The sequence below is a fragment of the Micromonospora sp. MP36 genome, assembly GCF_008119785.1.
Taxonomy (GTDB): Bacteria; Actinomycetota; Actinomycetes; order Mycobacteriales; family Micromonosporaceae; genus Micromonospora.
The window spans coordinates 66,912-79,053 of the sequence record NZ_VSFA01000018.1; the positions used below are offsets into that span (position 1 = coordinate 66,912).

General features: G+C 70.0%; 7 protein-coding genes. 2 read left to right on the top strand and 5 right to left on the bottom strand.

Annotated elements, in window-relative coordinates; all coding sequences use genetic code 11:
* Positions 1-117 precede the first annotated feature (117 nt).
* Both FXF52_RS16115 and FXF52_RS41670 read right to left on the bottom strand, forming a co-directional pair.
* Positions 118-2,244, bottom strand: coding sequence for a Xaa-Pro dipeptidyl-peptidase (locus FXF52_RS16115; protein WP_148797720.1), 2,127 nt, complete (start codon positions 2,242-2,244; stop codon positions 118-120).
* A 266-nt stretch (positions 2,245-2,510) separates the two neighbouring features.
* Complete coding sequence (locus FXF52_RS41670; RefSeq protein WP_187413525.1) at positions 2,511-2,681, bottom strand: hypothetical protein; 171 nt, start codon at positions 2,679-2,681, stop codon at positions 2,511-2,513.
* A gap of 25 nt (positions 2,682-2,706) precedes the next feature.
* Between FXF52_RS41670 and FXF52_RS16120 the strand changes: the two genes are divergently transcribed.
* Entirely contained in the window at positions 2,707-3,231 is a 525-nt protein-coding gene (locus tag FXF52_RS16120) for a CGNR zinc finger domain-containing protein (protein WP_148797721.1), read from the top strand.
* Positions 3,232-3,257: 26 nt separating this feature from the next.
* On the opposite strand, the gene FXF52_RS16125 is transcribed toward FXF52_RS16120, so the two are convergent.
* Both FXF52_RS16125 and FXF52_RS16130 read right to left on the bottom strand, forming a co-directional pair.
* Entirely contained in the window at positions 3,258-4,220 is a 963-nt protein-coding gene (locus FXF52_RS16125; protein ID WP_187413526.1) for a LuxR C-terminal-related transcriptional regulator, read from the bottom strand.
* 202 nt (positions 4,221-4,422) lie between these two features.
* Entirely contained in the window at positions 4,423-8,154 is a 3,732-nt protein-coding gene (locus FXF52_RS16130) for a S8 family serine peptidase (protein WP_148797723.1), read from the bottom strand.
* 351 nt (positions 8,155-8,505) lie between these two features.
* Here FXF52_RS16130 and FXF52_RS16135 point away from each other — a divergent pair, with 351 nt between their 5' ends.
* Positions 8,506-10,491, top strand: a complete 1,986-nt coding sequence (locus FXF52_RS16135) for an NPCBM/NEW2 domain-containing protein (RefSeq protein ID WP_222870540.1) — start codon at positions 8,506-8,508, stop codon at positions 10,489-10,491.
* A gap of 97 nt (positions 10,492-10,588) precedes the next feature.
* Here the strand turns inward: FXF52_RS16135 and FXF52_RS16140 are convergent, their stop codons facing one another.
* Complete coding sequence (locus tag FXF52_RS16140) at positions 10,589-12,040, bottom strand: Gfo/Idh/MocA family oxidoreductase (protein WP_222870541.1); 1,452 nt, start codon at positions 12,038-12,040, stop codon at positions 10,589-10,591.
* Positions 12,041-12,142 lie beyond the last annotated feature (102 nt).

Sequence of the window (12,142 nt, forward strand, 5' to 3'; positions counted from 1 at the left end):
GTACGGCCACCGGAAGCTGCCTCCGGCACCGATCAGGAATCACCGGACACCTGACAGACCTTCCGTGGGCGCCAGCCGTCCAACGAAACGTGCGGCGCCCACCGAAGTGCTACTTCGTCACCTGCCGACGCGCGACCTGGCTGCCGCCGACACAATGGACCCACGCTGCCCCGACGTGACCACCCCAGCCGCGACCAACTGGTCCACCACCTGGTTGACATGAGTCACGAACTGGCCGTGGTTCGACCACTGCTCCCCATCGAGGAGGTGGTCGTTGATGGTGCAGTTGCCAGCCAGCGGGTGATTGGGCACCCCGCTGTCGACGCCGCCGACGACCACCGTCGTCCGGGCGTCGGTGCTCACGCAGACCGGCATCGCCAGCGGGCCGCCGACCACGGGCAGCCGCAGCGCCGTCGCGGCCAGGTCGACGTTGAGCACGGTGCCTGGGGCCGGGTGCAGCGTGAACTCGTGGTCGGTGGAGAAGACCATCAGGCCGATCCGGTAGCCGGCCGGGATGACCTGGTCGTCCGGCTGCAGCGGCACGGTCACGTCGACGAACTCTCCGGGCACGAGCGGCTCGCTCCGGGTGAGCGAGTGGCGATTCTGCGGGTCCGCCCAGCCACGGGTGATGATGCTCGTCGTGGTCCCCCGGGTGCTCGACTCGCAACCCGATCCGCCGGTCCAGGGCAGCCGCACCAGCGCCACCGACAGGTTGGCCGCCGGCTTGCTCGCGCTCATCCGGAGCGTCACCTCCGCCGTACCGGAGATGTGCACCGGCGCGGTGAGTTCCGGCGTCGCGTAGAGCAGCCGATGGTCGGACACCGTGGTGGCCAGGGCGCCGGCATTGCACGCGGTGTTGCCGGCATCGACCAGCGACTCGACGCCACTGCCGGGCCGAGCCAACGAGGTCAGTTCGCCGGTGGTGTTGCCGCCGGGCTTCAGCACCATGGTGACCGGCGCCGCGGCCGGGTTGGGGTAGTCCGCGTACGGGGTGAGCTGGCTGGCACCGGTCTCGTTACGCACCACCCAGGCCCGGGCGTCGTTCTCGACACCGTTCTGGACCCCGTACAGGTAGCGGGTGAACCACCGGTTGCGCATGTCCAGCGGCGGGGCACCGCCGTGCCCACCCTGGTGGTAGTACGCCTGCACCGGCGTGCCCTGCGCCTTGAGCGCCTCGAGGATCCGCACGCTGTGCTCAGGCACCACGTTCCAGTCGTTGAACCCGTGCGCCATCAGGGTGGCGGCCTTGACGTTCCCGACGGCGTGGAGATAGTCCCGACCGGCCCAGAAGTCGTTGTAGTCGCCGTTCGCCCGGTCCTGGTAGCGGTTCATCTCGCCGACCCGGATCGTGTCGATGCAGTACGCGCGGCGCTCCGGATAGCCGCTGTTGATGTAGTCGAACAGGTAGTCGATGTCCTCGCCAACCCAACCGCCGGGATTCCGGACCAGCCCGTTGGAGCGGTAGTAGTGGTAGTACGACGTGTTCGGCGCGATCGGGATGATCGCCTCAAGACCGTCGACACCGGTGGTCGCGGCGGCGAGCGGCAGAGTGCCGTTGTACGACGTACCGGTCATGCCGACCTTGCCGGTCGCCCAACCGGTCGCCGAGACCTCCTGATCCCCGTTGACGCTGGTGTAGCCCTTCGCGCGGCCGTTCAACCAGTCGATCACCGCCTTCGGCGCCAGCGACTCGTTGGGTGCCCCGACCGTCGGGCAGCCCTGCGACAGCCCGGTACCCGGAGAATCGGAATGGACCACGGCGAACCCGCGCGGCACCCAGGTGTTGACCTCGCTGGTGGACACCGAGGTCCGACCCGGCTGGTGGGCGATCGGTGGCGGTGAGAGCCGGGCCGGTGGTTGCGCACCGAGCTCGTGGCGCACGTTCCAGAAGTACTGCGACTGGCTGGACGCCGTACCGGCGTAGTAAGGGCTGCTCTCGTAGACAACCGGCACCTTCAACCCCTGTTCGGTCTGCGCCGGCCTGGTGACGTCCACGTGCATGCGATCGAGCTTGCCGTCGCCGTCGGAGTCGAACTCGGTTTCCACCCACAACCGCTGCCGGATCCAGCTGCTCGAGTTCGAGAAATCCGGAACGATCTGAGCCTGCCCGTCGACAAAGACCGGCCCGACCCCATCCGGGCTGGCCGCGGCCGGTCCGGCAACCCCTGCCGAGAGAGCCAGCGCCACCGCACAGGACACAGCCGTGAGGCCGACCGCCCGCGGGCGCAGCTTTCGTCGCGCCATCAAGAGTCCCTTCTATCGGCAGCTGGCGATCCCGAAGGGCCCGGGCCGCCCGCCACAGTCGGTAGTTCGACCCGGCTCGTATCGACGTGAGTGAGGCGTGCTCGGTCTGGCGACCGCCGCCGCCTTCATTCACCGATCTCACTGCCGGCCACCCGACCGTAGCTGCCAGCTCGGGCTGGGATCACCAGACACCTGACGAAACTTCTGCGGCGTTCCAGCCATCCAACGTCGCAACGGGGGTGGGGCATCCCGTTGCCGGACCGGACTCAGCGACGCGGGCGGTACGTCGACAGGGGCCGGGTCTCGACCGGGATTCCGGCCTGTCGGCCGGCACGGATCCGCCACAGGCCGCAGTGGCAGGACTGGTAGTACAGAGTCCCCTCGCTCGTCCGGTGCCGGGACCGGGTCCGCCAGACGTGCCCGTTGCTGTCGCTCATGACCACAGCCTGCTGTAATGGCCTTATGCATCTCAACCCTTACGGCGCCGATCCGGTACGGCTGGCCGTTGACCTGGCCAACCAGCCGCCCCGTTCGGTGCCGGAACTCGCCCGCCGATGCCAGGCGGCCGGGGTGGTGATGGACATGCCGGTACGCGACGACGACCTCGCGGTCGCCCTCCGCCTCGTCGAGGAGTGGTCCGAGATCGTGGACGCCACCTCGGCGGACGAGCGGGCGGTGCTGCTCAACCGGATGCTGGCCAGCGCGTCGACGTACCCCCGGCTCACCAACCACGCGGACGGACCCTGGCACCTGCACTACCGGGACGACGGCGTGCCGTTGTCGGCAGTGCTCCGCGCCCTGATCAGCGTCGGCACCGCCCTGCACCTGACCAGTCGCGGCATGGACCGGCTGGGCCGATGCGCCCTCGACGGCTGCCAGACGATCTACGCCGACCTGTCCCGGACCGGCCGGCAGCGCTACTGCTCACCGAGGTGCGCCAACCGCGACGCGGTACGCCGGCACCGGGCCCGGAGCAGCCGACGTTGATGTCGGCGGTCGGCACCGAGACGGGATCAGACCCAGCCGCGTCGACTGGCCTCGACGCCGGCATGGAACCTGGACTTGACGTGCAGGGCGGTCAGCACTTCCTGGACCCGGCGCCGGACGGTGCGGGTGGTTGTGTTCAACTGTCGGGCGATCGCCTCGTCCTTGAGCCCCGCCGCCAGCAGCTTGAGCACCTGCAGTGCCTGCCCCTCCAGGGTGACCGCGTCCGCGCCGAGTGGCACCGCCCGACTCCAGCACGCGTCGAAGAGCAGGACAAGCCCGTCGAGCAGGGGCGACGGACGCAGCACGATCGCGGACACGTTCTGCGGCTCGCGGTCCATCATGATCACCGCGATCTTTCGATCGGCGATGATCCCACGAAACGGCACGTCCGGATGCAGGCGGGCCTCCAGACCCCGCAGCGCGGCGAACTCGTCCGCCAACTGCTGGGGAAGGTCGACGGGGTCACACATCACCCGGAACCGGATGCCTCGGCTCAGGATCGACTCCTCCGTCGGCGCGGGGCCCGGCGTGTACGGGCGGTGGTCCAGCAGCGCGACCTCCTCGGTCGCGTCCCGGAGGATCTGGTGGTAGCGCGCGCCGACGTTCTCCCACCCCTGCACGTACTCGGTGACCTGCCCGACCCCGGAGTCGCGGTGCGCCTGGCGGAAGCGGTCCTGCAGGTTGGGAAGCGCGGTGCGAACGTCGTGCAGCGTGCGTTCGCGGGCACGAACGAGGTCGCGTAGGGCATGGTCGGGTTCGGCGGCTGACCACCGGTCGGGAATCCCGGTGAGTGCCATGGCCTTGGCTCGCAGCACGAGACCGTGGTCGCGCAGCCACGTGAGGTTGGCGATGGTGTCGTCGGCGTCGAGACCGCAGGCGACCGCGAGGTCCGCAGTGGTCGCGGTCGGCCGCTCCAGCAGGGACAGGTAGATCGCGGCTGCGGCCTCCGGCATGCCGAGCCCGGCGGAAATGGACTCCCTCGACGCCACCTGCCCGCCTCCTCCCGCTTCCCGGCCGACCAGGCACGCGAAGCGAACGTCGATCGCCTGGTGGCAGCCGAGACGCATTATGTCAGCAGGTGGTGGGCGACCTAACCGGCGAGATCATGTTCGGGATACGGGCGAGGGGCCTGGCCCAGTGGGACCAGGCCCCTCGACGGGCGGTGGATCGGCTGCGAGGGTTGTCAGGCGATCATCGCTCGATGCCGAACGCCCTCTCGACGGTCTGCTCGACCTGGTGGCCCTTGGCGTCGGTCGCGGTGGCCCGCAGGCTCACGTAGCCGGAGGAGCCAGCGGCCGTCGGCGTCGTGAAGCGAGCCGCGTACGTGCCGGTCGTGCCGGTCGGCGTGAGGGTGAGGGCCGTCCACGTCTTGCCGTCGTCGTAGGAGGCCCACACCTTGACGTCGACGACGTCCGCGCCGCCGGCCAGCCACGGCTTGGCGTTGACGGTCAATGTCTGCGGGACGCGGGGCTTGACCCGGTTGTCGAGGCCGGTGTCGACGTCGTAGGTGACCTGTGGCATCGAGATCGGCGTGTGCGAGGCGGTGCTGCCACCGGTCTCGAAGCTCCACTTCGTGGTCGACCGCGTCGCGAAGCCCCACCCGGGCAACGACCGGGAGGCATCGAGGACGGCCTCGTACTTCGCGTCGCCGCTCGGGATCCGGAAGAAGTTGTACCAGTAGGTGCCTCGCCCGACCTCGGTTCCGTCGCGCGTGAGCTTCATCGAGTAGGTGTCGCGGTAGTCGGCGAACTCGGTGTGGGTGGGGTCGCCGTCGAAGAACGGCCGCGCCGCGAGCGTCAGGGTCGCCTGGTTGTTCCAGCTCTGGTAGCCCTGCTCAAACCACGACGACTGGGTCGAGTCGATCGTCGGGTTGTTGACGACCTTGAACCAGTCCACCGTGCGGTGGCTCCCGGGCTGGTAGGTGCGCCAGGTCTGGTCGTAGCTGAGGAACCCGGTGTCGCCGAGGGCGACGGCGGTCTGCACCTGCATGTTCGGGTCGGCGGTGACCCACTGCTCCTGCACCGCCCCGAGCCGGGTCGGGATCTCACTGGTCACCCAGTAGTAGCTGCCGGCGCGGCGGTTCCAGATGACGCTCACCGCGGTGTCGACGTCGCGGGCGTAGTTGTTCGCCGTGATCCGGGCGGTCCTGCGGCTGTCGACGGGAATCCGCAGGTCACCCTCGGCGACCGAGGCGAAGGGGGTGGCCAGGCTGTAGGCGAACGGGCTGTACGGCGTACCCGCGAGCTTGACGACGACGTCGTCGCGGGCCGCGGCGAGGCGGGCCAGCGCCGCGCCGTCCTCGCCGTACAGGGCGAAGGCGGGGACCGCCTGGGAGCCGGCCTGTGCCACCAGGCGGCCCGGCTTCGCGTTGCTCACCGCGACCGCCGCGGCGCCGCGCTTGGCCGCGGTCTCGATGACCTGGCTGATCGGCACGTCGGAGCGGGTGGCGAGCACCAGCTTGCCCTTGGCGTCGACGCGGTTGAACTCGGCGGCCGTGCCCGACCCCACAACGGCGAGTTCCAGGGACGCGCTGCCCTCGAACGTCCGGGCACCGTCGAGCTGCGTCGGATTGAGCGTCACGTCGCCGGCGCCGGCGACGGTGGCGGTCAGCTGCGGCGCGACGAGGGTCGAGTGGACCATGATCTCCTGCGAGCCGCTGGTCGGCGCCGCCGACGGGAAGAGCTGCACGTGCTTGACGTCGGGGGAGATAAGGGTCATGACGTCGTGGTAGCCACCGCGGCCGTTCCGCGTCTGGTAGCCGATCGCGCTGCCGAGGAGTTCGGTCGGCCGTCCGGCGTCGACCTGGACCTCGGCGGCCTGTCGGGCGTCGAGGGTGTAGCTGACATCGCTGCTGGTGAGGTCGACGAACGGCCGGTAGGAGGCGGCGGCGCTCTCGATCCACCAGCCTGACGCCTCGGGGGTGTAGATCATCGTCTGGACGCTGTAGACGCCCGGCTTGACCCGTGCCGTGGCGACGCCGTCGCGGAACGGGACGCGCTGGATCAGGCCGGGGACGCTCTCGGGGAGCAGGAGCGCCTGGCTCGGCCCGCCCGCCTTGGCGCCGTCCCGCGCGATCCCGGTGATCTTGAGCTCGCGGAGGAACGGCTCCAGGTAGACGGCGAACGGGACGCGCAGGCTCGCGGTCGAGTCGGCCGAGACCGCCGTGACGAACCCGCTGTAAAGCCGCTCCCGGGTCAGCCCGTTGGGGTCGAACGTCAGGGTGACCGTGGCCGTGCCCCCGGCGGCGACCGTGATCGTGGACTGATCCACGGCGAGTGTGCCGGCCGGCAGCGAGCCACCCGTGGCGGCGACGCCGGTGGCCGTCACCGAGAAGGTACGGCCGGTCGCCGCCTCGTTGTGGATCGTCACCTGCCGGCGGATCGGCTGGTAGGCGCCGTCGGCGGCGTACCGCACCGCGCCGAGGTCGAGCGTCGCCGGGGTGGCTTTGGCCTGCTGGGTGGCGGCGCGGGCGATGTTCAGCCGCCCCGAGCCGCCCTGGTCGGCACGGTAGTTGCCCTGGTCGGTCGAGTTCACCAGGGCGGTCTTGAGCTGGTCCGCGGTCCAGGTGGGGTGGGACTGCTTGAGCAGCGCCGCGGCGCCCGCGACGTGCGGCGTCGCCATCGAGGTGCCACTCGCCGTGGTGTAGAGGTCGTTGACGGGGGTGCCCATGGTCGTCCCGCTCGCCCGGGCCGCGACGATGTCGACGCCCGGTGCGGTCAGCTCGGGCTTGACGGCGTAGTCGCCGATCCGCGGTCCCGTGCTCGAGAAGCCTGCGAGGGCGTCGGACTTGCTGACCGCACCGACCGTGAGGGCGCGCGCCGCGGAGGCGGGCTCGCCGATCGTGTTCGGGCCGCTGTTACCCGCGGCGACGACGAAGAGGGAGCCGTACTGCTCCGTGAGCCGGTTCACCGCGGCGCTGATGGGCCCGTTGCCGTCGTCGGGCACCGGGGTGCCGAGGCTCATGTTGATGACGTCGGCGCCATTCTCGGCCGCCCACTCCATCCCGTCGATGATGCTCGAGTACGTCCCGGAGCCCGAGTCCCCGAGCACCTTCCCGTTGATAAGGTCGGCGCCCGGCGCCACACCCTTGGCGCCGTTGCCGGCTCCGCTGCCGCCGATCGTCGCGGCGACGTGCGTGCCGTGCCCGAAGTGGTCGCCGGCGTCCGGCGAGTCGGTGAAGTTGCGGGCCGTCGAGACGCGTCCCTTGAGGTCGGGGTGGGTCGCGTCGACGCCGGTGTCGAGCACGGCGACCTTGACGCCCTTGCCGTCGTAGCCCGCCTGCCACAGCGCGGGGGCCCCGATCTGGGGGACCGAGTCGGCGAGGGTGACCTTGACCTTGGCGTCGAGCCAGATCTTGCCGACCCGGGCGGCCTTGCGCTCCGTCGCCGTGTCGTTGGCGCGCCAGAAGGCCGATGCCTGACGCTTCGACACCCGCGCCCCGAGGGAGTGGATACTCTCCAGCTGGTTCCCGGCCTTGGCCGTGGTCGGGACGTTCGGCTCGGCCCGGCCGGCGCGGTTGTCGAGCAGGAGCGGCAGCGAGTCGGTCTTCGCGTCGTCGTAGCCGCTCTCGACGAGGCCCTCGACGTCGAACAGCGCCAGGTCCACGGCGTTGCTCGTGACGGCCTCGTTGGCCGCGACCGGCACGACGTAGGTCGCCTTGTCGGTGTGGGTCACCTCTGCGGTCCCGCGGGACGGCCCGGTCGGGTCGAGGCTGATCGCCGGGTGGTCATCGCCGGGCCGGGTCGTCAGGGTGACGACGTCACCGGTGACCAGCGTCAACCGGTGCTGCGTGAGGTCCTGTTTCGTCGGGGCCTTGTTCGCCGCCGGGGCCGATGCGCTCGCGGGTGCGGCGCTCACCGTCGCCGCGATCACGGTCATCGCGAGCGTCGCCTGCGCCCACGGGCGTCTGTTGCGTGCTGACATGCCGTTCCTCTCGATCCATACCGCCCTGAAAAAGGAGGCGGTATGGCATCCGAGGATTCCGATCCGACGGCCTCCAGAACAGGCGAGAGCGCGTCACCTTCCGGAAGATGTCCGCTTGAGGAAACGCCTCCGGGAACGCCGACAGCTGACCGAGGCGACCCGCTATGACGCTCGACCGGTCCGCCTGGCGCCCGCCGGCCCGGTCGCCACTGCCGCCGCCACCGTGACCGGTGAGGGCTGGCTCTCGTCCCACGGGTCGAACATTTTCACACACGTCTTGACGCATCCGCACACATTCATTTACGTTCCTACATGTCTCTGCATCGCACCAGCCTCCCCACAGGAGCCGCCATGCGAACAGTTGCCACCACCACCCTTGGTCTCGCCCTCGCGATGACCGTCACCCTCCCGGCGTCCGCCGCAACACCGATCCACGAAGCGGCCGCAGCGCCGATGGCCGAGCCGATCCTCGCGGCGACGCCACCGCTCGGTTGGAACAGCTGGAACACCTTCGCCTGCAACATCAACGAGAAGCTGATCCGCGACACCGCCGACGCGATGGTCTCGTCCGGGATGGCCGCGGCCGGCTACGAGTACGTCAACATCGACGACTGCTGGGCCGAGAAGGACCGCGACCCGGCGACCGGAAAGTACGTCGCGCACCACGAACGGTTCCCCAGCGGCATCAAGGCACTGGCGGACTACGTCCACGCCAAGGGGCTCAAGCTCGGCATCTACACCAGCGCCGGGACCGAGACCTGCGCTCGCACCATGCCGGGCAGCCTCGGCCACGAGGAACTGGATGCCCAAACGTTCGCCGACTGGGGCGTCGACTACCTCAAGTACGACAACTGCAACAACCAGGGCGTCCCCGCCCAACAGCGGTACCAGGCGATGGGTGACGCGCTGAAGAAGACCGGGCGGCCGATCGTCTACAGCATCTGCGAGTGGGGCGCCAACCAGCCGTGGCTGTGGGGTGACTCGGTCGGTGGCGACCTGTGGCGTACCACCGGCGACATCACCGACTCCTGGCCGAGCGTGATGTCGATCCTCGACCAGCAGGTCGGGCTCGAGGCGTACTCCGGGCCGGGCGCCTGGAACGACCCGGACATGCTCGAGGTGGGCAACGCTGGCCTGACCCAGGGCGAGAGCCGCGCGCACATGAGCCTGTGGGCGCTGCTGAACGCGCCGCTGATCGCGGGCAACGACATCCGCTCGATGCCGGCGTGGGCGCGCAACCAGCTGACCGATCCGGACGTGCTCGCGGTCGACCAGGACTGGAGCGGGCGCCAGGGCGCGAAGCTGCGGGACGACGGCGACACCGAGGTCTGGACCAAGAAGATGTCGGACGGTTCGGTCGCCGTCGTCCTGCTCAACCGGGCCTCGACGCCGGCCGTGATCGGCACCACCGCGGCCGAACTCGGGCTGCCGCCCGCCAACACCGGGTACGCGGTGCGGAACCTCTGGACCAACACCACGTCCGCCTCCGGTGGCGCCGTCCGCGCCCAGGTCCCCGGGCACGATGCGGTGATGCTGCGGGTCAGCGCCGGCGGCACGGGACTGCCGCCGATGGTCGTGGTCGAGGCCACGCCGGGGAAGCCGTATGTGGACGGCACGGAGGCGAACACCGTCACGGTGCAGGTCCACAACGACGGCACGACCGCCGTCACGAGGGCCCGGCTGCTGCTGACCGCGCCGGAAGGCTGGACCGCGACGGCGACCGGGCCGACGCAGCTCGGCTCGATCGGTCCCGGCACGACCGGTACGGCTACCTGGTCGCTCACCGCGGACCGGCCCGACCTCGGTCCGGTGAACCTGACCGCGAGCGCCAGTTGGACCTGGCGAAACCAGGTGTACAGCGGCACGGCAGCCGGGCGGTTCACCGTGGCGACCGCACCCCCCGCTGACTCGTCGCACCTGTCCGACCTGACCTGGCTGTACGCCGAGAACGGCTGGGGCCCGGTCGAGAAGGACAGGAGCAACGGCGAGACGGCCGCCGGGGACGGTAAGCCGTTGACGATCGCGGGCACCGTCTACCCGAAGGGCCTCGGCACCCACGCGCCGAGCAGGATCGGATACTTCCTCGGGTCGCACTGCAGCCGGTTCACCGTCACCGTCGGGATCGACGACGAGGTTGGTGACCGGGGCCGGGTCGGCTTCGAGGTGTGGGGAGACGGTGTCAAGCTCGCCGGTGCGGAGGCCACCGGAGCGGGCGCCGGCGTGCCGCTGGACCTCGCGGTCAGCGGGGTGGACGTCATCGAACTTCGTACGGACACCGTCGACGGCCCCAACTACGACCATGCCGACTGGGCGGCCCCGGTGGTCACCTGCACCTGAACCGTTCCGCGTTGATCGGTCCGACGGCAGGCTCCGCACCTTGCGGAGCCTGCCGTCGGCACCTGCTGCTCGGATCACTTCACCGGAGCGGGTCGCCTCAGCTCTTCTCCAGCACCGGGTCCTTGGGCTTCGGCCGGTCGAACGTAGGTCGCGCCTCCTGCCAGTGGCCGCGGGTGAAGTCGGGCACCTTGACCGGGTGCATCCGGCCGGTCTTCAACGACTCGTGGCTGAGCGGGATCACCGAGCACCATGCCGCCGAGTCGTAGACGTCGATGTCGGGCGTCATGCCGAGCCGCATCGTCTGGACGAGCCGCCAGATGGAGATGAAGTCGCCGCCGCCGTGGCCGCCGTACTGGCCGGCCAGGCTCTCCAGCGTCGGCCACAACCAGTGGTCGTGCTGCCGCAGGAGCGTGTTGTACTCGTTGCCGGTCCGCCAGCTGTGGTTGGTGTGCCCGAGCGACTCGAGGTAGACCCGGCCGTTGTCGAGCTCGATCGTCCCTCGGGTGCCGGTGAGCGTGGTTTCCCGGCTGTACGGGTGCGGGGAGTTCACGTCGTGCTCGACCCGGATGAACCGGCCGCTGGTCGTGGTGACGAAGCAGGTGTGCCGGTCGCCGGAGATGTAGGGCTCGTCATCCCACGACGAGTGGTCGGGGCCGACCCGCGGGTCCTCGGCGCGGAAGAGGGCCAGCGCCTTGGGCAGGGACGCCACGGAGATCAGCTCCTCGAAGCGGTCCCCACGGTTGATGCCCAGGGTGGCCGACACCGGCCCGAGGCCGTGGGTGGGGTAGTGCGAGGCGTTCATCCGGGTCTGCCAGCGGCGCCGCCAGTGCTCGGGGTAGTAGGCGCCGCCGAACGTGTACGGCCAGCGCAGGTCGTGGACGTATCCGCCGGAGGCGTGCTGCAGGTCGCCGAAGAGCCCCTGCCGGGCCATGTTGAACATCGCCATCTCGGGGCGGAAGTAGTTGACGTTCTCCAGCAGCAGGCAGTGCTTCCTGGTCCGCTCCGAGGTGCGGACCAGGTCCCAGATCTGGTCGAGGTACGGCGCGATCGGCAACTCGACGGCGACGTGCTTGCCGTGTTCCATGGCGGCCTTGGCCATGGGGTAGTGCCACTCCCACGGGGTGGCGATGTAGATGAGGTCGATGTCGTCGCGCTGGACCAGGTTGAGGTAGTCCTCCTCCCCCGCCGAGTAGCCGGCCGGGGGCGTGTCCTGGAAGCCTTGCTGCACGATCCGATCGATGGTGCGATTGACGCGCTCGGGACGGATGTCGCAGACCGCGGTGACCGTGCCGACCGCGCCGAAGCGCCGGTCCTGGTCGCCGCCGCGGTTGCCGAGGCCGATGAGCCCGATCCGGACTCGATCGAAGCCTTCGAACGGCACGTTGGTCATGCTCTTCTCGTCGCTGCCGCGGCGAGGTTCGGTGCCGGTGGAGCCGTCGGCCGCTGCGGGGGTGCCCACGGCGCCGCTCAGGCCGGCGGCGGCACCCAGCACGACACCAGACCGGAGCAGGTCACGACGGGACGGATTGAAGTGAGCGGATGGGGCCACGTGATCACTCCTCTGTGACGGAGACTGATCGAACCTGCCTACTTGCTCTCGATAGCGAGCAGTGTCGGTCAAAAGCTCATCGATGACAAGGCCCATCGATGC

Bases quoted from the DNA above. Each gene is read 5' to 3' on its own strand.
- FXF52_RS16115 (WP_148797720.1), bottom strand. From the start codon at position 2,244: ATGGCGCGACGAAAGCTGCGCCCGCGGGCGGTCGGCCTCACGGCTGTG.
- FXF52_RS16130 (WP_148797723.1), bottom strand. From the start codon at position 8,154: ATGTCAGCACGCAACAGACGCCCGTGGGCGCAGGCGACGCTCGCGATG.
- FXF52_RS16120 (WP_148797721.1), top strand. From the start codon at position 2,707: ATGCATCTCAACCCTTACGGCGCCGATCCGGTACGGCTGGCCGTTGAC.
- FXF52_RS16135 (WP_222870540.1), top strand. From the start codon at position 8,506: ATGCGAACAGTTGCCACCACCACCCTTGGTCTCGCCCTCGCGATGACC.
- FXF52_RS41670 (WP_187413525.1), bottom strand. From the start codon at position 2,681: ATGAGCGACAGCAACGGGCACGTCTGGCGGACCCGGTCCCGGCACCGG.